The 22417-nt window shown below is 41.8% G+C and carries 27 protein-coding genes and 1 tRNA gene; 10 read left to right on the plus strand and 18 right to left on the minus strand.

Annotation, left to right across the window (positions count from 1 at the left end; all coding sequences use genetic code 11):
• Window positions 1-38 precede the first annotated feature (38 nt).
• On the minus strand, window positions 39-1379 hold the full coding sequence (gene glmM / locus BLP52_RS03480; protein WP_091708741.1) for a phosphoglucosamine mutase: 1341 nt from the start codon (window positions 1377-1379) through the stop codon (window positions 39-41).
• Window positions 1380-1531: 152 nt separating this feature from the next.
• Here glmM and larE point away from each other — a divergent pair, with 152 nt between their 5' ends.
• The 3 genes from larE to BLP52_RS03495 all read left to right on the plus strand — a co-directional run bounded on the left by larE (window position 1532) and on the right by BLP52_RS03495 (window position 3764).
• On the plus strand, window positions 1532-2350 hold the full coding sequence (larE, locus tag BLP52_RS03485; RefSeq protein ID WP_091708743.1) for an ATP-dependent sacrificial sulfur transferase LarE: 819 nt from the start codon (window positions 1532-1534) through the stop codon (window positions 2348-2350).
• A gap of 93 nt (window positions 2351-2443) precedes the next feature.
• On the plus strand, window positions 2444-2980 hold the full coding sequence (locus BLP52_RS03490) for a DUF531 domain-containing protein (protein WP_091708745.1): 537 nt from the start codon (window positions 2444-2446) through the stop codon (window positions 2978-2980).
• 40 nt (window positions 2981-3020) lie between these two features.
• Window positions 3021-3764, plus strand: coding sequence for a DUF166 domain-containing protein (locus BLP52_RS03495; RefSeq protein ID WP_091708746.1), 744 nt, complete (start codon window positions 3021-3023; stop codon window positions 3762-3764).
• A gap of 28 nt (window positions 3765-3792) precedes the next feature.
• Here BLP52_RS03495 and BLP52_RS14665 read toward each other — a convergent pair whose 3' ends face one another.
• Together BLP52_RS14665 and BLP52_RS03505 are read right to left on the minus strand one after the other, a co-directional pair.
• The gene (locus tag BLP52_RS14665) at window positions 3793-4233 is read right to left on the minus strand and encodes a PEF-CTERM sorting domain-containing protein (RefSeq protein ID WP_238380703.1); all 441 of its coding nucleotides are present in this window, start codon (window positions 4231-4233) and stop codon (window positions 3793-3795) included.
• 237 nt (window positions 4234-4470) lie between these two features.
• Window positions 4471-4959: a PEF-CTERM sorting domain-containing protein gene (locus BLP52_RS03505; protein ID WP_091708750.1), complete on the minus strand. Its 489-nt coding sequence runs from the start codon at window positions 4957-4959 to the stop codon at window positions 4471-4473.
• A gap of 212 nt (window positions 4960-5171) precedes the next feature.
• Between BLP52_RS03505 and BLP52_RS03510 the strand changes: the two genes are divergently transcribed.
• Window positions 5172-6299, plus strand: coding sequence for a DUF362 domain-containing protein (locus tag BLP52_RS03510; protein WP_091708752.1), 1128 nt, complete (start codon window positions 5172-5174; stop codon window positions 6297-6299).
• 70 nt (window positions 6300-6369) lie between these two features.
• On the opposite strand, the gene pheS is transcribed toward BLP52_RS03510, so the two are convergent.
• Complete coding sequence (gene pheS / locus BLP52_RS03515; protein WP_091708754.1) at window positions 6370-7848, minus strand: phenylalanine--tRNA ligase subunit alpha; 1479 nt, start codon at window positions 7846-7848, stop codon at window positions 6370-6372.
• A gap of 95 nt (window positions 7849-7943) precedes the next feature.
• Complete coding sequence (locus BLP52_RS03520) at window positions 7944-9242, minus strand: tryptophan--tRNA ligase (RefSeq protein WP_091708756.1); 1299 nt, start codon at window positions 9240-9242, stop codon at window positions 7944-7946.
• A 201-nt stretch (window positions 9243-9443) separates the two neighbouring features.
• On the opposite strand from BLP52_RS03520, the gene BLP52_RS03525 reads away from it, so the two are divergent.
• A complete protein-coding gene (locus tag BLP52_RS03525) occupies window positions 9444-9986 on the plus strand; it encodes a hypothetical protein (RefSeq protein ID WP_091708758.1) in 543 nt (180 codons plus the stop codon).
• Window positions 9987-10004: 18 nt separating this feature from the next.
• Here BLP52_RS03525 and BLP52_RS03530 read toward each other — a convergent pair whose 3' ends face one another.
• The 5 genes from BLP52_RS03530 to BLP52_RS03550 form a co-directional block, all read right to left on the minus strand.
• The gene (locus BLP52_RS03530) at window positions 10005-11207 is read right to left on the minus strand and encodes a radical SAM/SPASM domain-containing protein (protein ID WP_238380704.1); all 1203 of its coding nucleotides are present in this window, start codon (window positions 11205-11207) and stop codon (window positions 10005-10007) included.
• A gap of 5 nt (window positions 11208-11212) precedes the next feature.
• Window positions 11213-11992, minus strand: coding sequence for an RAD55 family ATPase (locus tag BLP52_RS03535; RefSeq protein WP_091708760.1), 780 nt, complete (start codon window positions 11990-11992; stop codon window positions 11213-11215).
• Between the two features lie 119 nt (window positions 11993-12111).
• Complete coding sequence (locus tag BLP52_RS03540; protein WP_091708762.1) at window positions 12112-12720, minus strand: translation initiation factor IF-2 subunit beta; 609 nt, start codon at window positions 12718-12720, stop codon at window positions 12112-12114.
• A gap of 25 nt (window positions 12721-12745) precedes the next feature.
• Window positions 12746-13264, minus strand: coding sequence for a 50S ribosomal protein L16 (locus BLP52_RS03545; RefSeq protein WP_091708764.1), 519 nt, complete (start codon window positions 13262-13264; stop codon window positions 12746-12748).
• 206 nt (window positions 13265-13470) lie between these two features.
• Window positions 13471-14553 carry a DUF1786 domain-containing protein gene (locus BLP52_RS03550; RefSeq protein WP_091708766.1) on the minus strand — a complete coding sequence of 361 codons (1083 nt, stop codon included), beginning with the start codon at window positions 14551-14553 and terminating at the stop codon, window positions 13471-13473.
• A 47-nt stretch (window positions 14554-14600) separates the two neighbouring features.
• Between BLP52_RS03550 and BLP52_RS03555 the strand changes: the two genes are divergently transcribed.
• From BLP52_RS03555 to BLP52_RS03565, 3 genes are all read left to right on the plus strand, one after another.
• Window positions 14601-15140, plus strand: a complete 540-nt coding sequence (locus tag BLP52_RS03555; protein ID WP_091708768.1) for a MogA/MoaB family molybdenum cofactor biosynthesis protein — start codon at window positions 14601-14603, stop codon at window positions 15138-15140.
• 173 nt (window positions 15141-15313) lie between these two features.
• Window positions 15314-16012 (plus strand): RAD55 family ATPase, encoded by a 699-nt coding sequence (locus BLP52_RS03560; RefSeq protein ID WP_091708770.1) that lies wholly within the window; start codon window positions 15314-15316, stop codon window positions 16010-16012.
• A gap of 157 nt (window positions 16013-16169) precedes the next feature.
• Complete coding sequence (locus BLP52_RS03565; protein ID WP_091708772.1) at window positions 16170-16430, plus strand: YhbY family RNA-binding protein; 261 nt, start codon at window positions 16170-16172, stop codon at window positions 16428-16430.
• A gap of 19 nt (window positions 16431-16449) precedes the next feature.
• Here the strand turns inward: BLP52_RS03565 and BLP52_RS03570 are convergent, their stop codons facing one another.
• Complete coding sequence (locus BLP52_RS03570; protein ID WP_091708773.1) at window positions 16450-16779, minus strand: DUF190 domain-containing protein; 330 nt, start codon at window positions 16777-16779, stop codon at window positions 16450-16452.
• 169 nt (window positions 16780-16948) lie between these two features.
• Here BLP52_RS03570 and BLP52_RS03575 point away from each other — a divergent pair, with 169 nt between their 5' ends.
• Entirely contained in the window at window positions 16949-17374 is a 426-nt protein-coding gene (locus tag BLP52_RS03575) for a hypothetical protein (RefSeq protein WP_154717782.1), read from the plus strand.
• Window positions 17337-18452: a cytochrome c biogenesis protein CcdA gene (locus BLP52_RS03580; RefSeq protein ID WP_091708776.1), complete on the plus strand. Its 1116-nt coding sequence runs from the start codon at window positions 17337-17339 to the stop codon at window positions 18450-18452. Before BLP52_RS03575 ends, BLP52_RS03580 begins: the two co-directional genes overlap by 38 nt.
• On the opposite strand, the gene crcB (BLP52_RS03585) is transcribed toward BLP52_RS03580, so the two are convergent.
• From crcB (BLP52_RS03585) to BLP52_RS03615, 7 genes are all read right to left on the minus strand, one after another.
• Complete coding sequence (gene crcB / locus BLP52_RS03585) at window positions 18445-18795, minus strand: fluoride efflux transporter CrcB (protein ID WP_091708778.1); 351 nt, start codon at window positions 18793-18795, stop codon at window positions 18445-18447. The two genes, BLP52_RS03580 and crcB (BLP52_RS03585), sit on opposite strands and share 8 nt — an antisense overlap.
• Window positions 18785-19183, minus strand: coding sequence for a fluoride efflux transporter CrcB (gene crcB / locus BLP52_RS03590; protein WP_091708780.1), 399 nt, complete (start codon window positions 19181-19183; stop codon window positions 18785-18787). The genes crcB (BLP52_RS03585) and crcB (BLP52_RS03590) overlap by 11 nt, the downstream gene beginning before the upstream one ends.
• Window positions 19176-20360, minus strand: coding sequence for a molybdopterin molybdotransferase MoeA (locus BLP52_RS03595; RefSeq protein WP_091708782.1), 1185 nt, complete (start codon window positions 20358-20360; stop codon window positions 19176-19178). Before BLP52_RS03595 ends, crcB (BLP52_RS03590) begins: the two co-directional genes overlap by 8 nt.
• A 21-nt stretch (window positions 20361-20381) precedes the next feature.
• Window positions 20382-20663: a ubiquitin-like small modifier protein 1 gene (locus BLP52_RS03600; RefSeq protein WP_091708784.1), complete on the minus strand. Its 282-nt coding sequence runs from the start codon at window positions 20661-20663 to the stop codon at window positions 20382-20384.
• 105 nt (window positions 20664-20768) lie between these two features.
• Window positions 20769-20846: transfer RNA gene (locus tag BLP52_RS03605), tRNA-Pro, on the minus strand.
• Window positions 20847-21078: 232 nt separating this feature from the next.
• Window positions 21079-21852 (minus strand): ABC transporter permease, encoded by a 774-nt coding sequence (locus BLP52_RS03610; protein WP_091708786.1) that lies wholly within the window; start codon window positions 21850-21852, stop codon window positions 21079-21081.
• A 1-nt stretch (window position 21853) separates the two neighbouring features.
• Window positions 21854-22405 (minus strand): UbiX family flavin prenyltransferase, encoded by a 552-nt coding sequence (locus BLP52_RS03615; protein WP_091708787.1) that lies wholly within the window; start codon window positions 22403-22405, stop codon window positions 21854-21856.
• Window positions 22406-22417 lie beyond the last annotated feature (12 nt).

Here is a 22417-nt window from a genome sequence, read left to right on the forward strand (position 1 = left end):
TGTTCTACAAATACAAGCCTACTTTACGAATGTGAATGTTATTTCGACTTGTTGACAAGTTCGACACCCTCATTCATGAGAGCATCTGCTCTTTCCTCTGTCTTTGATTCTGCAAATATCCTGATTATTGGCTCGGTTCCTGATGGTCTTATAAGCACCCAGCCATCGTCATACCAGACCTTAACTCCGTCAGTTGTGTCTACCTCGTTGTCTCCGGCAAGAACCTCTTTCTTAACTTTCTCCATAGTTGCAGTTGAGTCCTTAATCCTTATCTTTGTCTTGGAGTTACAGTATTCAGGCACACTCTGGGCAAGTTCTGAAATCTTCTGTCCGTTTGCAATTATCTCAAGGAATTTAGCGCATGCCATAGCACCGTCACGGCAGTACTGGTGTTCAGGGAAGATGAGACCTCCATTGCCCTCTCCTCCGAATACTGCTCCTATTTCCATCATTTTACGTGCCACGTTAATGGAACCTACAGCAGTCCATACAAGTTCAACGCCGGCTTGTTTGGCAACGTCGAGCATACGCGATGAGGAACTGACCGGTGTGACTATTGGTCCCTTTTTCCTTGCAAGGACATATTTAGCCATCATTGCAAGCTGTATCTCTTCCTCGATGAAATTTCCATTTTCATCAAAGAATACTGCACGATCTGCATCCCCATCCTGTGCAACTCCCATGTTTGCACCTGTTTTTTTAACGATATCCGCAAGTTCTGTAAGTACATCAGGAGTTGGTTCCGGGTTTCTCCATGGGAAATTACCATCTACCTGTCCGTTGATAGTTATGACCTCACATCCGAGTTTTTGTAACAGGAAAGGAAGCGTGGTAGATCCTGCACCGCACCCGGTATCAGTTACGACCTTAAATTTCTTTTCACGGATGAGCTCATAGTCAACTGAATTGATTATTCCTTCAAGATAAAACGCGTTAGCATTACTGTCATGGCGCAGGTCTCCCGTTTTTTCCCATGATGCAGCGTTAAATTCTTTGGAATAGTATATCTTTTCAATCTCTCTTTCACCTTCGCGTGACATCTCACTCCCGTCAGAAGCGATGAGTTTTATTCCATTATATTCTCTTGGGTTATGGGAAGCTGTTACAACAATTCCTGCGTCCGCATATTCTTTAACATAATACTGAACAGAAGGTGTAGGACATATACCTATATTAATAACCGTAAGTCCTGCTGATAGTGCACCGGCAATTGCGGCGGATTTTAACATCTCCCCTGAGGCTCTTGTGTCTCTCCCTATAGCCACAACGCCTTTTGAACCCATATAAGTTCCAAGACTCCTTGCAACATCAATTGCAAGTTGTGGAGTAATGTATTCGTTTGCTATTCCCCTAACGCCATTAGTTCCGAAAAATGCCATCAATTATCACCATTATTAAAAGTATTGCATGTATATGTTAAAATCCTATTTTATGCTTTGTGAAGAACATAATGTCCTAGAGTTCTCTATTTGTCCGTACGAAAGTCCTAGTGAGGATATTCTTAATAATATATTCTACATATTGTAATTAAATGAAAATATCCAAAATTGAATTGCTTAAAAAGGACATAGCCTCTTATGAAAGCGCATTAGTGGCTTTTTCAGGCGGCGTTGACAGTGCAACCCTTGCTTTTCTGGCGCATGAGGTACTTGGAGAAAAGGCAGTTGCTGTTACTGTAGATCTTCGTTCGTTCCCGGAAAGGGAGCTCAAAGAGGCAAAGAAAATCGCTGCGGAAATAGGTATCACACATAAGGTTGTGCAGCTTGATGAACTGTCTTTTCCTCGGATTGCAGAGAATAGCCCTGATAGATGCTATTACTGTAAAAAAGAGATTCTTGCATCTATGGACAATGTCAGAAAAAAGCTTGGATTAAATGTAATACTTGAAGGCAGTAATTCTTCTGATCTTGCATCCTATCGTCCCGGAAGAAAAGCAATAGAAGAAGCTGGTGGTATTGTGTATTCTCCTTTTATGACACAGGGCATCAGCAAGAACGAGGTACGTCAGATTGCAAGCGAACTTGGTATTTCAGTTGCAGAGAAAATGTCATCTCCATGTCTTGCTTCAAGGTTCCCTTACGGTGAAGCTCTAACTGAAGAGGGCATTAAGAGAGTAGAATCTGCTGAATCTTTCCTTTTTGATAATGGGTTAAAGGGGTTCAGGGTTCGTGACCATAAAGGCATTGCACGTATAGAAGTAAATGCAGATGACATGCTTATACTGATATGTATGAAAGATGAAGTCACTCGTTATTTTAAAGAGATCGGTTTTAGTTATGTAACCATGGATCTTGAAGGTTTCAGGAGTGGCAGCATGGATGAGGTTCTGTGGGCACAACATGAACCATGAATATGCAATCAGGTATATTCTTCTTTATGCAACAGCTTTAATAACTGTAAGTAATCTGTGTTTGCCTGGAAATTAGGCTGAAAGGTGATAGGCATGCTGACATTAGGTATAGTGAATACATATGATAAGATCAAAGTGCTGGATGCCCATTACAGGGCAATAGCAAGAGCTGCACCTATATGTTATGCATATGGTTTTTCCCTTGCACTTTATGATTTCCCTTTTAAGATGGATGCAGATGAGCTTGTGCAATTTGTTGCTGATAAGACAACTATCGGTGAATCCGGAAAATACCTGAAGTTACTGCATGAGAAAAAACACCTTTTTGTTTTCGACCTTCCAAAGAAAGGTTTCCAACCTCAATTCGGCTCGGTAGTTGTGACAACTTCAAAACCTGAAAAGAAATTTGCCATTACTCCCGAGGCTTTTGCAGATGAGATAATGAATAACAAGTCTTTCCTTGTGCTTGTCGGCCTTGGCCGAAAAGGGCTTCCAAAGGAGCTTTTCAGCCTTGCAAGATCTCATCTTGACATAACTTCTCAGGGAGTTTCACTTGAAACATGTACAGCAATTGGATGTATACCTTCCTATGTAATGGGAATTGTTCGTACAAAGGGTTCAGTAAAGTAAGTAGGGAACTTTATTTAGTATCAATTGTATACTATGTTGCATGCGTCTGAGCATTTTTTATTCAGGGGAGTTTGGAAAGAAGGTTGTAGGTAATCTTGTCAACTCTGACAGTTTTTGTGTGTCATGTGGTGATCTCTGTGACCATTGCCGTGAACCAAGAACGAGTTTTGCTCCTATGATCGTAGGTCTTTTTGAACTAAGAACTGACCTTCCTGATTTTGTAGAGGATACGGATGAATATATTCCATCCAATCTTCCGATTGCAGATCTGGTAATCGCAATTGACCTTCACCCTGATCTTATGATGTCCGTACCTGATATTGCTCTGTCGAGCAATGCAAAGGCTGTTATTATTCCAGTTGATGACTCACGCCTTGTTCCGGCAGGTCTTACTGAACAGATAAGAAAAAAGCTGGAATCAGCAGGTATTGAGTTTGAGTGTCCCAAACCTTTCTGTTCCCTGGAACTAACAGGAAAACCCACAATTGACGAGTTCGTTAAACTGGGATTCGGTCGACCTCTGCTTAAAATTGATGTGGATCATATCAATGATATCTTTACACATGTTGAAGTTATCAGGGATGCTCCCTGCGGTGCAACCTGGTTTGTTGCCAAGAAACTGAAATGGTCTGATGTAATAGATTACAAGGAAACTATTTCCGGCGCTCATCACTCATACCCATGTACTGCAAGTATGGAAAAAGATGCTCAGATAGGTGATACTATTCTGCATGAAGCCGGTTATATTATCAGAAAAAGCGTGGAAGAAGCTATGGATAATTGATATTAAAAAAAAGTTTTAAGGAGCAAATTTACTCCTTTCTACGCTGCATCAGGAACGCAATTCCGATAATTGCTGCAATTGGCACAGCAATTGTTGGGAATTCTGGAACTTCGTAATCTCCAGGGCAGTAGTGTGAAAGTGTTATCATTGCATTTGCATCCAGATTTGCATCAGGATCATTCAATGCGTACTGCACTGTTACTGTCTTGTCCTTGAGAGTATCAAACTCGTAATAAGGCGTAGTATAAAAGTCTACATTATTACCCTGATACGTGTTCGCAGGGAACTCTTCACCGTCAACCAGAATCACAGCATAAGTGACATTTGTTGCACCTATGAATATCCAGTGTAGGTATCCATCTTCGCCAGAGGGTGCTTTATCGTCATTACAATTCAACTGGGCTGAGGTTAGGCCTTGGTTACCATCCCAATCTATACTGCCGTCAAAGGGCACTGATGCTGATGCCATTTGTGCAAAGGCAATCAGTACTATTAAAATTGTTATTATTGCTCTTTTCATGGTCCCCACCATCTACATAGAAACATAGCCATTTCTATGTTAATAATTATTCTCATCTTATTGTTATTATACTTTCCGAAGGAGTTGTAATAGTCATTATGATCATAATGATGAGGTATTTGGGATTAGGATGTGTAAAAGGCTTATTTAATAGTATAGTCAAAAAAGAAAGCTTAAAGGAGTATTTTACTCCTTTCTACGCTGCATCAGAAATGCAATTCCGATAATTGCTGCAATTGGCACTGCAATTGTTGGGAATTCTGGAACTTCAGTATTTTCACCAGGGCAGTAATGTGAAAGTGTTATAAATCCATTTCCATCTAGTGTCCCAGTGTACCTAACTGTCACTGTCATACTCTTGAGTTCGTCCTCAGTATAATAAGGTTCTGTGTAGAAGTCTATATTAGTACCCTGTTGTGAGTCCATGTAAATCCATTCACCATCACCTACTTTGATCTCAGCACCGGTGACACTGCCTGAATGTAAGAGGACCCAGTGAAGCCATCCTGTATCAGGATTCTCTGCATTATAGCCGCTACAATCCAGCATTTCTGAGGTAAATGTTGCACCATTTTGGTGATTCCAGTCAATGTAATTATAACTTGGAGCAATCGCTGCTGCTGTAAAAGGCATAAGAGCCATCGCTATTATCATTGTTATTAATATTTTCTTCATCGTGCACCACCACTTATTGTAAGTTTTTAACTCACCATAAATTGATACATCCTTTTTCTTTATATTTGGATATATACTTTTCCAATTTGTGTGTTAAGTCATCATCCTAATAATAATGATATGTGGTATTTTATTTTTCTCAAATTATTTGGCTATGTATGAAAGTACTTATTCAATACTTATTTCAAGTTACTTCCCTAATATTGTCCTCAATGGCTGACAAAGTTTCCATCGTAAAATGTGATGACTATTCAAAATCCAAAGAATGCATCATTGAAGCACTTTCCATGATTGGCGGTCTGAGTTCCATAATCTCCGAAGGGGACCGTGTCCTTTTGAAACCAAATGTTCTTGCCGCACGCAAGCCAGAGGATGCTGTAACAACTCATCCATCTATAGTTGCCGCAATGTGTGAACTGGTAAAGGACGCAGGAGGTATACCTGTAATAGGAGATGGTGCCGGGATTACCAGACCTGGCGCAACAGCTCATGCATTCAGGATCTCATGCATTGAGGATGTGGCAAAATCTCAGGGTGTCCAGCTACTCAATTTTCAGACAGAAGGTTATGTTGAAGTAGAGATTCCCAATGCAATGCATTTTTCCACTCTTCATATCTCTAAAGCGATAACTGATGCTGATGTCATAGTCTCTCTTCCGAAGATGAAAACCCATGAATTAACATATTATACAGGTGCTGTAAAGAATATGTTCGGTGCATTGCCACTCAAAACCAGAAAGGAAATGCACCTTCTGGGTGACAGGAAGATATTTGGAGAAGCTGTCATTGATTTGTATTCAATTGCAAAACCTCATCTTGCCGTAATGGACGCAGTTACAGGTATGGAAGGCAATGGACCTGCTCATGGAACGCCAATAAAAACAGGTGCTATTATAGCATCATATGATTGTGTCTCACTTGATGTGATTGCTTCAGGAATAATGGGTGTTGATCCCATTCAGGTACCGACAACAGTTGCAGCCCAGGAACGTGGGTTTGGAAGCCAGGTTCCTGAAGTGGTCGGAATTGATCCAAAAACGATCACAATGAGATACAAACCTTCCAGTGGTTGTGTTCTTTTCAATGTTCCTCCTTTTGTCACAAAGTTTTTTGGTAAATATTTCGAAATGAAGCCAAAGATCAATACTTCTAAGTGTGTGCTTTGTGGTGCTTGTGCAATGAATTGCTCTGTGAAGGCAATTGATGAAGTAGAAGATCATTTAGAGATCAATAAGGAAAAATGTATAATGTGTTATTGCTGCCGGGAACTCTGTCCTGCTAATGCAGTTGATATAGATATGTCATTATTGGCAAAAATAATCACAACTGTCAAAAGATAACTTCAATCAATAGCTTTTAGATTGTTTTCAAAATAGAGTAGATACTAAAAAATAGGATTGTATGTTCAGCTTAAAGCTGACATACTTCACTCTTGCGCAGCCAGTCAATGTCAGAGTGATACAACTGGCGCAGGTCTTTGAGTCCGAGTTTGAGCATTGCAAGTCTGCTGACTCCAAGTCCCCACGCAAGTACCGGGTATTTGATTCCAAGTGGTGAAGTGACTTCTTTTCTGAACACTCCAGCTCCACCAAGCTCAACCCAGCCAAGTCCGTCAACATATACCTCGGGCTCGACGCTTGGTTCCGTGTATGGGAAGTATCCTGGCCTGAATCTTACGTCCTCAAATCCCATCCTATGATAGAACTCAGCAAGACATCCCAGAAGGTTTGAGAAAGACATGTCCTTGTCCATCACGACACCCTCAAGTTGCTCGAACTCAGGTGTGTGAGTCGGGTCAATTGTTTCCCTGCGGTAAGCCCTGTCAATAGAGAATGCCTTTACAGGTGCATCCGGATTGTCTGCAAGGTACTTGATTGTCAGTGCTGTGGTGTGGGTTCTGAGAACATTCTTACATGCAATCTCTTCACTCCATTTTCCGCCCCAACCGGTGGAACCTGTTTCTCCGCCATTCTCATGGGCTGCGCACACCTTATCCTTATATTCAGCAGGAAGGTCTGATGTGCTGGAAAGGTGGAATGTATCCTGCATTTCTCTTGCAGGGTGGTCCTGTGGCTGGAACAGTGAATCGAAGTTCCAGAATGAGCTCTGAACTGCTTCTCCCTTGATCTCAGTGAATCCCATATCAAGGAAGATACGTCTCATTTCATCAATGAGGCGCTGGTATGGGTGAATCTTTGCTCCGTATATTGGTCTTGGAGCTGTGTGAATGTTATATGGTCTGAATTTCTTCTCTTTCCATTCTCCACTTTTCAGGAGTTCGGATGTGAGTTGTGCAACCTCTTCTTCAACAGTGATGCCTGCTGCAACAAGTTCCTTTCCTTCAGATGTGATGCAGATCTTTCTCTTCTTATCTTCAGTCTTAGCTACAAGCTTACGTTTGATGAGATCATTAATGACATTTTTGTCTGCTCCAAGTTCCTCGAATGTCTTTGATTCACCCGCGAATGCTTCCAGGACCTTTTCATCCTCTCCTTTTTCTGCATTGCCGGTTGGAACTATCATTCCCTTTTCAATTCCTGCCCAACCCTTGCGGCGAAGCCATCCGGTAGCAATGCCGGCAACAGCAGGATTGAATTTCTCCTTAAGCTCATCCATTGAGGTCGGACCGGAAATAGCATCAATTATCTGTCTTTCAGGCAGTCCTTCCAGGGCATACTTCTTTCCTTCATCCGTAAGATCAAAAATCTCTGTTACTGTTTCATCTACCTGGGAAAGTCCTTTCTCTTCTAGTAAAAAAGCAGCCTGCATTGAAGTTTCCATTTTCATTTCAGACTTATCAGCAAGTTCATCCGGACTTGCATCTTTTAGATTATCCAATGCGATCAATACATTTTTCTCATTGGATGTAAGGTTGTACTGGGAGCTCATTATCACACCTTTTAAATTGACCTGTTAGTAATTGTAATTGATAAGTAATAATTGATTATTAGTAATTGACTATTCGATAATTGTAATATTCCAAGTCAGAGTCTGTATTCGTCAAGTCTGTCCTTTGCGACTTCACGCAGTTCCTGGTGCTCTTTCAGGAACTTTTCCGTTCTTTCTGCTGCAAGGGCTTTACAGTGTCCGCACATTCTGGTTCCGTCACGACATTCCGTGTATATCTGTGCAAGTTCTTCGTCATCATCCACAAGGTGGAACAGGAACATCTCATAAACAGAACACTTCTCAGGTTCTCCGCCAAGTTTCTTCTGTTCCTCAAGGGTTATTCTGCCGCCTGTCTTTGCTCTTTTTACCTTCTTTGCAGCACCCTTTGGCTCTTCTGTGAGTGAAATATAACTTTCAGGCACACTGCTTGACATCTTTCCACCCTGAAGTCCTGACATGAATCTGTGGTATGTTGATGAAGGCGGAACAAAAGCATAACCTCCAAATTCCAGTTCAACATCCTGAACTACTTTCATAAGGCTTTCAAAGTTGTCTGCACTGAAAACATCAACGTGGCCTTCAAATAGCTTTGTTTTGCCGGGAATACGTTGGCTTAGTTCTTTAAGTGCTTCTTCAGGTGCAGCTTTACTGCGGATGCTGAAATACTTGTTTCCTTCCTTGTCTTCCCTGCCTTCGATCTTGAACATATTCATCTTATGTCCAAGTCCTCTTGTAAGCCTGATGTGTGGGTCCTGATCAGAACCGACAGGAATAACGGTTGGTTTCGGTCCACCGTACTCTTCAAGCTGTGGGTGAAGTATGTCTGCACTCTGTGTAACAGCACTCAGCATATGTGCGACATTTGTCTCACCTGTAAAACCGTAGATCGCACTGAGTTCCGAATAGTTTGCTTTTGAACTCAATTCGAATGCAAGGTCTTTGACCTGTTCGGATTTTGACTGGAAGTAGATATGTCCGTTCGGTTCAAATCCAAGAGCAATCAGGCTGATAATATATTCATTGATGCCAATATCGCTGCATCTTTCCCATGACATGCCTCTGACAGCATGTGCTTCACGGTCTGCAATTCCGACAAATGCATCAGCACCCTGCTGTTGGTGCCAGATAATCTCTTCCATTACCATCTTGTGCCCAAGGTGGATCTTTCCGGAAGGCATGAACCCGCTCATTACTGAGAATGGCTTGTTGTTGTTCATTGCATCAGTGATGCGGTCATAGTTCCTGTGACCAAAGATTATCTTACGGCTCATGAACTTGTGAGGATTCTCAATCTCCCGGACCATATCATCAAATGGCTGAATACCAAATTCATCGAATAATTTGGAATAATCATCAATGTTCAATGCGCTCCAGGGGTCAATCTTCATGTTCATATGTTGCCTCTTAATCTCCTGTTTCTCGGATTTTTCATTTAGTGTCCGGCACTTAAAATTGTTAGTAAAAACACGTTGTGATATGTAAAGGTTCTTATTGCATTTCGGCACAAACACTTGTAATTTAATTAGTCATACAGTAAATATTTAATACAATCATGATGATTAATTTATTTAGGTCAATTTCATGGAGACAAGTCAATGGATATAAGCTTCTTTCATTTTGCAGCACTGTTTTTCGTCTTACTAGCAATTTATAACTTGTATTCAGCTCATAAGTATCAAAATAGTTATTTACCTGCAATTATGGGTGCTATGATGGCTATTTCTTTCTTTTTATTCTTAATCACAAAGATAGTTGGTGCAATTGCTTTTTTCCTAACAATGCTATTTGCTCTCGTAAATTTTAAAAAAATCCGCAACATCAATGAAAATAAAATGAAAAGGTATCTCAGTGATTCCGGAAACAATGAACCTATAAAAGTCGCAGACTTATTTACTGGTTGGAAATTACTGCATCGATTAAACAAAAAGTATGGTCCTCGTAAAGCTTCTTTTATCAATTCGTCAATAATATGGATTTTTTGTATTTTGATAGCTTTCATGTACACTTATCTGTGGCCTGATATTTTCACAAACATCTGGTATCTTATTTTTATCATGACTATTATCGTAGCTGGATTTTATCGGCAAAATAAAAGATTGCTGGAAAAGCTTGAAAACGCCAACCCTGCAGAAAAATAAAACGAAAAAGAGCAAAATTCAAGCCTGAATCTTATCAATATCATAAGGTTTTGATGCATCTTCAGGAATCTTGTCCACAAGTTGAAGATACTCTTTTTCCTGCATCAGGCATGTTCTCCGCTGTCCCCTGAAAGCCTTGTCCTTGCGAATCTTTGTCCAGATGTCTTTTATCGAGCTGTCCTGTATGTTTCCATAGTGGAATGGGATATACGGACATCCTTTTACAAGACCGTCAACGCAGACGTGCATCCATCTCTGGCCTGCCATGCATCCGAGCATTTCTCCCTCAAAATAAGTATTGGCAAAAATACGTGGTCCACCTTTGGTAGAGTTTATTCGGTGATACATTTCAAGCACCTTTTTCCTGTCACCATCTGAGATTATAGGGTCATCTTTCTTTTTCGGGACAGATTCCCACAGGGAAAATTCATGAACACCGATATCTCTTGCAAGTTGGTACATTGCAGGCAGTTCATCAATGTTCTTCGGGGACACGTGGGTTGCCATTGTTACAAGCAGTCCTGCATCAAGTCCCATTCTCATAGCATTGGTCGCGATATCAAAAGCACCATCAAGCCTTCTAACAGCATCATGTTTCTCAGTTTCTGTGGAATAAATACTGACAAGCAGGTTATGTAGTCCTGCTTCCTTGAGCCTGCGTGCATTCTCTGGAGTCATCTCGGTTCCCGGGGTGTACATATTGACAATTGCTCTTTCCTTGTCCACATAATCGATAAGCTCGTAGATATCCTCACGCAGCATTGGATCACCTTCTGTGAAGACAATGACCATTGCACCCATGTCAAGCACATCATCGATAGCCTGTTTAATGGTCTCTATATCAAGGTCGCCTTCTCCTCCGCTCACCACGCAATGCTCACAATTACATTTACAGTTACGTGTTATCTCAAAGGAAACAGTTTCAGGTATGTATCTGCCAAGCGCGATCTGGGTCTCAGCCAGCAACAGGCGATTAAATGCTTTACTTGGAATTGGTGGTAGCCATGTTGAAGCTATCACCTTGTCATCATCGACCAACGCAGGTTTTTCTTCCTTAAGACGCTGATTTATTTTCTTTAAAAAAGGTGCACACGCCTTTCTCAACGGTCCATGTGCTTTAAGCTGAACAAAATCAGCCTTTTTGTCCATTTTGATTGAAAGTCCGGGTATTGAAACCAATGCAATGTCTTTATTATCTGAATTTTTATGATCGGCTTTCATTTACATTATTCCCCTAGAATCGAAGATCGCTGTAGGGAGAACACATCAGCTTCCTTGCCTATAACAGAATCGGATGAATAGACAAAAATGCCATTATCAGTAATCACATATGGGCGGAGCACTTCATCATGCTTTACACCCCGCATTTTCAATATCTCAAGGGATCTGATCCTTTCTCCGCCAATCCTGTTGACTTTAAGACAGATAACTCCTTCGGCAAGGTACTCTTCGACACTGAAATGGTCGGGTTCAATGTTTGCTTCGCTGGTTATCAATGTAGTGCAGTCAAAGTTCTCGATGTTCTTGATAAATTCAAGTATAATATATCTGACATCTACCGGATCAGGAGATATTTTAAGAGATGTCAGTGAATCAATGAAAAGGCGTTTAGCATTGATTTCCTTTACACTTGCATAGATCTGCTTTAACACAGTTTCAAGTGTGGCATTATCATGGTCGTGTTTATCAGGTTCAAGTGTCTTCTTGATGTAACGTCCATATGCAATGGGGTCTGCCCTGATAATGCGGAGTCTGTTCTCTTTTATAAGACGCTCCATGTCCCACCCGTATCTCCACATGTTTCTCATGATGCGGGCAGGTGTTTCTTCAAATGTGACATAGACTCCAGGTTCATTATATTGTGTGATGCCTGCATACAGGTATTGTGATCCGAAAGTGGATTTCCCTGCACCGGGTCCTCCAGTCAGGAGGATGACATCGTTTTCAATGAATCCGCCTTCTATAAGCTCGTCAAATCCTGGTATTCCTGTGGGTACTCGTGCCATATCTTTCCTCGATTATTTATTTTCGAGTGATTTAATATATTTAGCGCACGAATATTATATAACAATTGCTTTTAAAAAAGATTTCAAAAAAGAAGATTATTGATACCTGTGGTCAGGTATCATGCTTTTTCAGCAAACGCGAGAGTTCCGCTGATTCTCTTTATTCTTATCTTAAGGGTTTCACCCTTTGCAGCACCCGGTACAAAGATCGTAAACTTGTCAACCTTTGCAATTCCGTCGCCTTTTGAACCAACTGCATCGATACGAACATCGTATTCTTTGCCTTCTTCAATGGAATCCTGCTTAACAGGTGCACTTGCGCGTCTCTTCTTTACAGGCCTGTGAGCTCCACATGCTGCACATTTCAACACAAGGATCCTGTCCATCTTGGTAAGCTGGGTGTCAGGTCTTCCACATTCGGAACACATAACGAATTCTTCAACATATGCTTCGATATTGGATTGAATCTGGTCTTTGGAGAACCTACCCTGAAATACTGCCCTAAGTCCATCGATCTTTCCAGCAGTTCCCATTTCACGTGTGAGATATTTCATCAAATGATCAGGTTCTCTGTTAAGAACATCGGCGATATTATTGAAGTTGTCAAGGATCGTGGTCTTACCCTCGACCATGATCTTTGGTTCAGGGATTACGAAACGGGCATCCGTAGTCTCCATGTCGGGTAAGTTAGCTATCGCACGATCCAGAAGCGCTTCGTAATCTTCCATATTTAATCCCTCTTTATAATTTAGTTTACTGCACAAGTTCCATACCCTGGTCAACTACAATTCTGACTGGGGTTGGCAGTTTCTGACCAGCCTTTCTAAGTGCATCCTTTGCTGCTACAAAGTGTTCTTTGTTAACAGATATTGTGAAGATCTTCTGCTCGGCTGAAACCCTTGCTGCTGTTCCTACGTTCTTTCCGAATGCACCACGCATTCCACTGGATACACGGTCTGCTCCTGCTCCGGTAGCCTGTTTGTTCTCTCTGAGTACCTCATGTGGGTATACTCTGAGTTTGATGTGGTATCCTGTACGGCCCGCTGCGTTTACCATTGCTCTGTTAGCTGTGATACGTGCAGCTTCAAGTGCAGTGTGACGCAGTTGGCATCTTTCTTTGACTACGAGTGTTACTTTTATTGGAAACTCAGCACTCTTGTTACCCATGTCGTAGTGAATGATGTGGCTACCTGGCACACCACCCATGTATTTCCTTCTGGTGTATGAGCGTTGTCTGACGTTCCTGTACATACTTGCTGGTTTTCTTACCATGAATAAAATCTCCTTGAATTAATTATTGTAATTGTAATTTAGCACGATACTATTAGATTCTATTAGCATCGTCATTTTTCGCATCTGGATCTGCACCTTAATTTGTATGTATATATTTGTATTTGTTGATGTTGCTCTCAACAATATGGATTAATCTAGATGGCTGTCCTCATACTACCTAGGAGTTTATAAGTCTTGTCACAGGCTCAGAGTTCTTTATCCAGCTGAACTGTAAGAAGACCAAAACAACCAGACAGCATCATATTGCCATAAGGGGATGCAAAATATAATTTGTCCCACACAGAGCTGTCTTTTTTCTCTTCAGCCATATCCATGAGTATATTACGCCTGGGTCCGGTGATCATTATTGACCTGATGGCATCAGATCCCGGAGTTTCACGTATATAACAACCATGTCCTCCATCATCAAAGATATCCTTAAAACCAAGCTTTCCGCTGGCAAAGTCCATTATATATTTCTGTAATTTTTCACCGTCAAGTGCTGAGCTGTGATGTTCGAACAATGCCACTACGTGATTATCTTTCACAATAGCCGCAAGTGTATGCCCGTTACCAATATTCACTACAACTGCAGGTTGTAATGCATTCTCATCAAGCAAAGCACCAAATATTGCCGCTGGTCCGGTATCCATAATAATAGTATCTTTAATGAAATCCTGCTTTTTCAGCGTTCTTGCAACTGCTGCCATACGGGTGAATTCTTCAGGAACCGCATATGCACTGTAAGCAAACTGCTCAAAGCTGCCACCTTTATCTATAAGTCCTTCAAATATCCTGAAACGGTATATACGGTTACTTTCCTGCGGGGAGTTCCCATGATCCTGAACCGCCACAGCGATCATTTCAGGCATATCTACACCAAAACTTGCAAGAGCATTACTGAGTGCATCAACATCAATGTCCTGAAGAACGATCTCTTCGGATACATTTGAAAGGTTTGTAACTTCATCATCGGAAATGATGTCAATACCCATTGACCTGACCCTTTCAATGTCATCTTTAATTGTAAGGGCGGCTTTCTCAGTTGCATAGACCTTTAATCCTTTTTCCATGTGGGCTTTAATAGCTCTTACACAAGGTCCTCCACCCATGACATCTCCGGTCAGGACTATATTTTGCCCGTTTTGAGTTGCCTTTCCAATCTTCTCTGCAACAATTACTGTCGGCGATGGCATTATCATCACAAGACTGTTCTCAATCTCACGTTCAGTATCGTAAAGCAGTATGTCCTGCGTACCTGTCCCGACATCAATAGAAAGTACTCTCATGGTCAAATCGAGTGTTTCTTATACTTTTTCAGGTATAAATACTTCGTATGAGCAGTCAGTCTACAAAAGAACATAAAGAAGGTACACAAAAAGCATATTCATTTTATCTTGTAACCATTTCCAGTTCCAGGTTCAGTGAATTCGGTGCAGTTACTTCACCGGAAGATGCCAGTGATGGCTCCGGGAAACTAATGCAGGAACTTGTGATTTCCAGTGGCCACGCAGTTACGAAATATGAATTGGTCCCTGATGATCCTTCATTGATAAAAGGTGCCATACACCGTGCCCTTGAATCTGAAGCTGATGTTGTGATCACAAGCGGTGGAACAGGACTTGCATCTAAGGACGTTACTATTGAATCTGTAGTTCCTCTATTCGAAAAGGACATTCCGGGATTTGGTGAACTTTTCCGATTCAAGAGTATAGAACAGATAGGCAGTTCTGTTATTCTCTCACGTGCAGCGGCAGGCCTGTTAAAAGGAAAAGTAATATTCTGTGTTCCCGGGTCTCCAAATGCTGTGGAACTTGCTTTACGAGATATTATTCTCCCGGAAACTGGTCATCTTGTGAAACATGCTCGCCAGTAACCAAAAAAGGTTTATATTGTATATTTTATTTAATTAAAGTGTGTCAAAAGGCACATTTATATACGTTAATATTTATATTTGTAATAGAAGTTAACGGTGTAGAACCCCTTTAAAGAGAAATGATAACTCTCTAAAGGGCAAATCCTATATACAATCCCAATGAAGAGGGAAACATGTCCGGCTACTCTTTAGGCATCAAGGAACTGGATGAGCTCTTAGGCGATATCCGGGAAGGAACCAATCTTATGATGATAGGTCCACCTATGAGCCGAAAAGATGACCTGCTGGATGCCATTATTTTTAAAAGCCAGAGTCCTGCCGGATCTGCAATAATAGTATCTACACGTGAGCCAGGGGAACGTGTTCTCGGATGGTTCCAGGATTATGGTCTGGACACATCAAAAGCCGATATTGGTGTTGTTGATTGTGTGACCAAGACACTTGGACTGGGTGCAGCAGATACTGAAAAGATTAAAAGAGCATCAAGTCCTGTTGATCTCACCGGTATCGGGGTCAAGATCAGCCAGTTCTTTGAAGAAATGCTGGTGAAAAAGAAGAAACAACAGGTCCATCTGTGTATCAATTCACTGTCAACTATTCTGATGTATTCCAACATACAGACGGTTTTCAGATTTCTTCATGTCTTCACCGGACGTGTAAAAGCTGCCAATGGCTTTGGTCTGTATGTGGTTGAAGATGAGATGCATGACGCACAGACAATAGCTACTCTGAAACAGCTATTTGACGGAATGATCGAGATAAAGGCTGTTGGAGATTCCTATGCAATGAGAGTAGTGGGCATGACATCAAAGCCAACACCATGGTTTGAGTACACCATCGAGGGAACAGATATCGTTCTCAAGAAAACATAAACTGTCAGTGAAGGCAGTTATATTTCTTTAGTATCTACTTTTTGCGTGTATTTTACAACCTTGAACATATCCTATGTCCAATGGTCAGTTTCAAATACTCAATGATCAACTGGTAACATATAAATCAAAGCTTAATACAAATTATCGGAGTATCATTATGGATAAAGACAAATTATACCAATTAAAGAACGAAGCAACCAAGATCAAACCTATAATCAATATAGGAAAGAATGGAATTACCGATTCTGTAGTAGAAGAAATAAAAAAGCAGGTCAAAGCAAATCGTCTTGTTAAGATAAAGATGCTGAAGACCAGTGCAGAGGGAGAGGATATCAAGACATCTGCTGAGAAGCTTGCAGAAGCAACTAAGACAACCCTTATTGACGTAAGGGGAAGCACAGTTGTTATCTATAGGTGATCAGAGACTCACAGTCTCTTCACTCTTCTTTAAACCCTTCTCCAGAAACAACTTCCACTTCCTGCACTATCATTAGCTCAGTGGGAAGCATTTCCTTTAGCTCAGGAATGAGTTTTCTTATCTTTTCTTCCTTATCCACAGCCTGAACTATCACCGGCAGGTCTGTTCCAAGTCTCAGGACACTTGCAGTGTGTATCTTGTGGTGAACTCCGTATCCTTCCATGCAATGATGAACAGTGGCTCCTGCGATACCTTTGTCTTTCAGGAACTCAATGACAGCATGGTGTGCGGTTTTGCCTTTGTATTTGTCATTCTCACTCAGATATATTCTCAAAAATAATGTTCTCATGTTTTCCCCTGAATACTTTGCTTGTTAATGCAAATGAGGTAATGTTACATCTTCTTTCTGGTTCCCATCAATATATTAATTATTTCTTATGTCAATATCTAATTTTTATGATTAGGTTGCATGATGATGTTTAGTAAACTTTATAGCTTAAATGCTAATACCAATACTTATGGAAAAAAACAAAAAATATGTCATTGCAGTTATAGCTGTTCTGATACTGGTGGGAATAGCAGGTGCTTACACGTACCTGGGTACTGATAGTGCGGATACTAAAATTAACTCTTCGGAGGCGGTGTCTATTGTTGAGAACGATCCGATGGCAATCAATTATTCCGAAGAATACTTCCATGTGGAAGGATGGAGGGTTACAAACACCGAGCTTTTAGATTCTGTACCTACCGAAACTGTTCAGGATAATAGTGTATGGAGAGTTAGAATAATGGAACGTAGTTGTGCTTGTTCCGGTATCAAGGATCTATTCGTAATAGAAGGATATGTATCTTCCAGCACAGGTGAACTCCTGGGTATTGAAACCAAATCCGTTCTGGAAAGCGAGTATGATAAAAAGACCTGTTCATCGACATCCTGTCACTGAACGAAATGACTGCAGGTTTTTACTTGCATTCTTCTTTTCCATCATACTTCTAACCGGTTTAGCCCAGGCTGCCGTGTCTGTAGAATATTTCTACGAAGATGGCTGTCTGAAATGCGCACAGGCATCGCCTGTAATTGAAGATGTGATTTCCAGTTACCCTGACACCAACTTCAGTTCATACGAGATCAAATCCGCTTTCAGTCTGGCTAAAAGCTATGGCGTGACGACTGTACCGGCCATTGTTGTAAATGGCAGCACTGTCATTAGTTATAATGATTACGAAGGCGACACCGGGAAACTCAGTTCAATGCTTTCAGAAGCAATAGAAACAGCTCCTGTGATTGATTATGCTACTGTTTCATCAAAGACTGAGCTTATATCCCATGAATCATTGGATGATCAAACCCCGGCTGTGATTTTTATTGCCGGCCTTCTGGCAGGTTTTAATCCGTGTCTTATTGCTGTCATGGCCTTTCTTGCATCAGCAATTGTATCTTCCGGAGGGTCCCGCAAGGATATGCTTGTCCTGGTTATCGGATTCTGTGCCGGGATATTTGTAACTTATATGATTGTAGGTTTTGGAATACTGAATACCATCACTTCTTTCCCTGGGATAAAAGATTTAATAACGAAATCCATGATATTCCTTGTTGCGATTTTCGGATTCTGGCACCTCTATGATGCATATTATATCAAGAAATATTCAAAATCCTCATTCAAAACCCCACATTCCTTTGTAGACTTGATGGATCATGCAAGAGGCAAGAATATACTTCTCATCTCTTTCGTTGGCGGAGGAATATTCTCTCTCGTAAAAGCTCCATGTGTAGGTGCTGTTTACCTGATGATCCTTGAAATGCTCCTGTCCGGTGGCAACACTGTTAATGCTGTGTTATACATGGGTCTCTATAATTTTGCAGTTATTCTGCCGATTCTGATACTTGGTGCACTTCTTGCTTTTGGTCTGGATCCTGAAAAGGTCAATGAGTTCAGGGAAAAGAGACGTGTGGAAGTTCGTCTGATCACGGGACTTATATTGATCCTGCTGGCTGCGTTGTTGCAGTTGAACATCATCTAACAAAGATGTACGCTAAAAACACTGCAACAAGACACAATAGTAGGTTAAGTCCTATATTCATCATGGAATGTTTGTTCTCTCCCTCATCCAGAAGCCTGAAGCTCTCATACGCGAATGTGGAGAATGTTGTGAAAGAACCAAGCATCCCTACACTTATCATGTAACGCAGTGTTCCCTCTAAAGAAGTGAATGTCAGCACTGCGAGGACAAAGCTTCCAATAGTATTTACTGCAAGTGTTCCTGCAGGAATCTCATTTATTCTGGGAATCGCTCCGGAAACAAGATATCTGAGGTTTGCACCGATAAAACCTCCGATCCCTACAAGAATTATCTCATATGCCAGTTCCTTCCCTCCTTCTCATTAAATATATCACCAGTGCCCTGCCGGCGAAAATTCCCGCAAGTGTCAGGATGACGTTTGCAAGAATATTGAATGCGGCTTCAGCCAGTTGCATCTGGAATGTCTGGACCATGAATGTCGAAAAAGTAGTAAGTGATCCGCAAAATCCAATTCCCACAAACATACGTGTTCTCGGAGACACAATGCCAAGGTACTCAGAGCTGTACATGAGGATACCAATAAGTATGCTCCCAAGTACATTTACCACAAGTGTTCCGGATGCAGAAGTAAAGTATCCCGCAATAAGGAATCTTGATATTGCTCCAAAGAACCCTCCCATGCCGATGGTGATAAGTTCTGAGCCCTGGTTTTTCAGATAATCACTATTCAATTAACACTACGTCCACTTCGCTTCCTTCTTCACACCCTTCAACATTTTCCGGGATTATAACGAACCCATCGGATTTTGCAATGGAGCTCAGTATTCCTGCACCAGCTGTCATCAGTGGATGAGCAATGTTACCTTCGAGTATTACCCTGGCATAACTGAGATATCCTTCTCTTGAGAGTATTTTCCCGCTTAATGTGGCTTTTACGGTTGTGTCAGGTATATCGGGTATATTTCCGGATTTTCTAAGTGCAGGTTTACCAAAAGCAAAGAGTGCTACAAGTCCTGCTGCCGGATATCCGGGCATACAAAGTACAGGAACATTTTCAACAATTCCAAGAGCAGTTGGTTTTCCAGGGCTGAGTCCGACTCCATGAACAAGTTTCCTGCCCAGTCTCTCCACCACAGCCGGGACAAAATCCCTATCCCCGACAGAGGTTCCACCTGAAACCACTATCATATCAGCATCAAGGTTTGCCTTTATGGCATCTTCAATGAGATCAGCATTTTCAGGAACGATATCACAATATCTTGCAGCTCCGCCCCATTTCTCGACATATTCTCCTATCATGAGGCTGTTTATATCAAGTGTTTTACCCGGTGCAGGTTCTTCATATCCGGGAAGTGGTAGAAGGTCATTGCCGGTAGGGATGATAGCAACAACAGGTTTGGAATAGACTTTGACCTCACTGATTCCAAGTGATGCCAGCACTGCAATATCACATGGTCTGAGTATATGGCTTTTGTTGAATATGATTTCATTCTTCCTGACATCCTCTCCGATCTCACCGACGTTCTTTCCGGGATGTACCTGCGCCCTGATCTCGATCATATCTCCGATGGAAATGGTATCTTCCATCATCAGCACAGCATCAGCATCATCAGGTACATAATCTCCAGTATTCACCGGGGTACAGGTTCCTTCCATTATCTCGTCGGATATCTGGAGCATAACAGGATTTGTTGGGGATGCACCTATGAGGTCCACAGATCTTACTGCAAATCCATCCATGGCAGAACGTCTGTAGTGAGGAACATTGCGTGGTGCAAGTATGCTTGTAGAGAGAACTCTCCCTATTGCAGACCTTGCAGGGAGTACTTCTGTTCTATCAATGCTATTTATCCCGGCAAGGAACATTTCCTTTGCCTTTCCGACATCTGTACGTTCTCTGAATATCATCCAAGTCCCTCTGTTGTCAGTTTAACCGCCGGATACCGGTGGGAATATTCCCAGTTCATCGTTATCATTCAGGATAGTATCCAGTCCTTCCATGTGTTTGATGTTGTTTCCGTTCAGGAATACATTGATGTAACCGCAAAGTTTTACATCGTCTCCTGCCTCGAATACAAGTTCTTTAAGAGCAGGATATTGTTCTGTAAGTGAAAGGAGAACATCTTTTACAGAGTCTCCTGTAAGTGATAATGACGAAGTTTGTGCAATCTCCCTGAGATTTGCAAATAGTTTCACTTTAACGTTTGCCATGGGGACATTATTCCCGGCGGATATGTTATAAAACTAATCCTGTAAGGAGAAAGAGACTAAGCTGATGGTCACAGCACATTGAGATAATAATTGTAAAAAAAGTTCTGGTGGGATAGCGCGGATTTGAACCGCAGTCCAAGCGTCCCAAACGCTCGAGGATGGACCAAGCTACCCTACTATCCCAATCAGATTCAGAAGGGTAGCTCTCACATAGCATATATTGTATAAAAAGGTTTCGTGATGACTGTGTTAAAATGGAAAATACTATGGATTGCAGAAGGCTGAGTATAAATACTCCTTATAATTTCCTCTCCGGTTTTATATTCTTGGGACATAGAATTTTCCCGTATCTATCCATGTTTCGATTTTTTAGCTTCAAAATCATGCGGGCAACCGCCCAACTACGTTACCTCTTTCACTGGTCAACTGCGCTGTCAAAAGCCCGGCTTCCAATTGTCATCATGATAAGTGCAAAAGCTGTGATTACTCCAAGTGACAGGGTTATAGGAACATCGGAAGCATCCAGCAGCATCCATCTCAGTGCCTCCACGCCATAAGTAAGTGGATTCAGGTGAACAGGTATGCTCAACCAGCCCGGGAGATTCTCCATAGGGTAGAACGCAGTACTGGTCATGATGGTGGGGAACGTGATGAAAGTCATCATCATCTGGAATCCCTCATGTGATTCTATTTTTGAGGCCAGCGTTATTCCAAGACCAATGAACCCCAGTCCCATAGTGAACATTATGGGTATACACAGGAGTTCTCTCCATACAGATACGTATTCTATTCCAATCATCCCGCTGATGAACATGAGCAGTGTGCCCTGCACCATTGCTGTTGTAACTCCTCCTGCGGCTTTTCCAAGAGCAGTGTAAAAGCGGCTTACAGGCGCTACCAGTATCTCCTTCAGGAATCCGAATTCCCTATCCCATATGATGGAAATTCCACCCATAAGCGATGCGAAGAGAATTGACATCCCTATGATGCCCGGTGCCATGTAATCAATATACCTGCCGCTGCGAAGGGTCATGGTACTTCCCAGTGCAGAACCCATTATGACAAGAAAAAAGAGTGGCGTTGCAAGGGAGCCTATTATCCTTGAACGTGAGCGCTTGTAGCGCAGCATTTCCCGCAGCCACAGTGTGAACACAGTGTTCAGGCAGAGTCTTTTCCCTGAAAGTGCCATTTCACTCCCAGCGTTTGTAAACGTCGTTTTCAATATCCATCAGATCAAGTGCACGACCTGCCATTGAATTAACAAGATCATCGATTGTCTGTGGTCTGGAATAAAAACCCGGACATGCGGGAAGGATTACTCCGCCGGCTCTCTCAAGTCTCAGCATATTCTCAAGATGGATCTGGTTAAGAGGGGTTTCACGTGGCATTAGTACCAGTTTTCTTCTCTCCTTTAGGCAAACATCGGCCACCCTGCCAAGTAGGTTGTCAGACATTCCGCCTGAGATCTCACCAAGCGTTTTCATGCTGCATGGGGCGATAATCATCCCGTAGAACCTGTGAGAACCGCTTGCAATTGGCGCTGTAAAGTCATTTTCATCGTAGACTGCATCTGCCAGACTTTCAACATATGATAGTTTGTAATCGGTCTCTATCTCAAGTATCTGCTTTGCAGCTTTTGTCATAACAAGGTGAGTATAAATGTCAGTTTTTGCCAGAATTTCCAGCAACCGTACTCCGTAAGCAGAACCCGAAGCCCCGCTGATACCTATTACTACTTCCATTAAAATCCCTCT

This window comes from Methanolobus vulcani (assembly GCF_900100715.1).
GTDB lineage: Archaea > Halobacteriota > Methanosarcinia > Methanosarcinales > Methanosarcinaceae > Methanolobus > Methanolobus vulcani.

What these genes read in the sequence shown, in the direction of transcription:
- BLP52_RS03545 (WP_091708764.1), bottom strand. Translation starts at nt 13,264, where the DNA reads ATGGTAAGAAAACCAGCAAGTATGTACAGGAACGTCAGACAACGCTCA.
- BLP52_RS03565 (WP_091708772.1), top strand. Translation starts at nt 16,170, where the DNA reads ATGGATAAAGACAAATTATACCAATTAAAGAACGAAGCAACCAAGATC.
- BLP52_RS03555 (WP_091708768.1), top strand. Translation starts at nt 14,601, where the DNA reads ATGAGCAGTCAGTCTACAAAAGAACATAAAGAAGGTACACAAAAAGCA.
- glmM (WP_091708741.1), bottom strand. Translation starts at nt 1,379, where the DNA reads ATGGCATTTTTCGGAACTAATGGCGTTAGGGGAATAGCAAACGAATAC.
- BLP52_RS03560 (WP_091708770.1), top strand. Translation starts at nt 15,314, where the DNA reads ATGTCCGGCTACTCTTTAGGCATCAAGGAACTGGATGAGCTCTTAGGC.
- BLP52_RS03540 (WP_091708762.1), bottom strand. Translation starts at nt 12,720, where the DNA reads ATGGAAGATTACGAAGCGCTTCTGGATCGTGCGATAGCTAACTTACCC.
- BLP52_RS03610 (WP_091708786.1), bottom strand. Translation starts at nt 21,852, where the DNA reads ATGGCACTTTCAGGGAAAAGACTCTGCCTGAACACTGTGTTCACACTG.
- BLP52_RS03490 (WP_091708745.1), top strand. Translation starts at nt 2,444, where the DNA reads ATGCTGACATTAGGTATAGTGAATACATATGATAAGATCAAAGTGCTG.
- pheS (WP_091708754.1), bottom strand. Translation starts at nt 7,848, where the DNA reads ATGAGCTCCCAGTACAACCTTACATCCAATGAGAAAAATGTATTGATC.
- BLP52_RS03530 (WP_238380704.1), bottom strand. Translation starts at nt 11,207, where the DNA reads ATGAAAGCCGATCATAAAAATTCAGATAATAAAGACATTGCATTGGTT.
- BLP52_RS03615 (WP_091708787.1), bottom strand. Translation starts at nt 22,405, where the DNA reads ATGGAAGTAGTAATAGGTATCAGCGGGGCTTCGGGTTCTGCTTACGGA.
- BLP52_RS03570 (WP_091708773.1), bottom strand. Translation starts at nt 16,779, where the DNA reads ATGAGAACATTATTTTTGAGAATATATCTGAGTGAGAATGACAAATAC.
- BLP52_RS03505 (WP_091708750.1), bottom strand. Translation starts at nt 4,959, where the DNA reads ATGAAGAAAATATTAATAACAATGATAATAGCGATGGCTCTTATGCCT.
- BLP52_RS14665 (WP_238380703.1), bottom strand. Translation starts at nt 4,233, where the DNA reads ATGGCATCAGCATCAGTGCCCTTTGACGGCAGTATAGATTGGGATGGT.
- BLP52_RS03580 (WP_091708776.1), top strand. Translation starts at nt 17,337, where the DNA reads ATGATAAAAAGACCTGTTCATCGACATCCTGTCACTGAACGAAATGAC.
- BLP52_RS03520 (WP_091708756.1), bottom strand. Translation starts at nt 9,242, where the DNA reads ATGAACATGAAGATTGACCCCTGGAGCGCATTGAACATTGATGATTAT.
- larE (WP_091708743.1), top strand. Translation starts at nt 1,532, where the DNA reads ATGAAAATATCCAAAATTGAATTGCTTAAAAAGGACATAGCCTCTTAT.
- BLP52_RS03550 (WP_091708766.1), bottom strand. Translation starts at nt 14,553, where the DNA reads ATGAGAGTACTTTCTATTGATGTCGGGACAGGTACGCAGGACATACTG.
- BLP52_RS03595 (WP_091708782.1), bottom strand. Translation starts at nt 20,360, where the DNA reads ATGATATTCAGAGAACGTACAGATGTCGGAAAGGCAAAGGAAATGTTC.
- BLP52_RS03535 (WP_091708760.1), bottom strand. Translation starts at nt 11,992, where the DNA reads ATGGCACGAGTACCCACAGGAATACCAGGATTTGACGAGCTTATAGAA.
- BLP52_RS03510 (WP_091708752.1), top strand. Translation starts at nt 5,172, where the DNA reads ATGGCTGACAAAGTTTCCATCGTAAAATGTGATGACTATTCAAAATCC.
- BLP52_RS03525 (WP_091708758.1), top strand. Translation starts at nt 9,444, where the DNA reads ATGGATATAAGCTTCTTTCATTTTGCAGCACTGTTTTTCGTCTTACTA.
- BLP52_RS03575 (WP_154717782.1), top strand. Translation starts at nt 16,949, where the DNA reads ATGGAAAAAAACAAAAAATATGTCATTGCAGTTATAGCTGTTCTGATA.
- BLP52_RS03600 (WP_091708784.1), bottom strand. Translation starts at nt 20,663, where the DNA reads ATGGCAAACGTTAAAGTGAAACTATTTGCAAATCTCAGGGAGATTGCA.
- BLP52_RS03495 (WP_091708746.1), top strand. Translation starts at nt 3,021, where the DNA reads ATGCGTCTGAGCATTTTTTATTCAGGGGAGTTTGGAAAGAAGGTTGTA.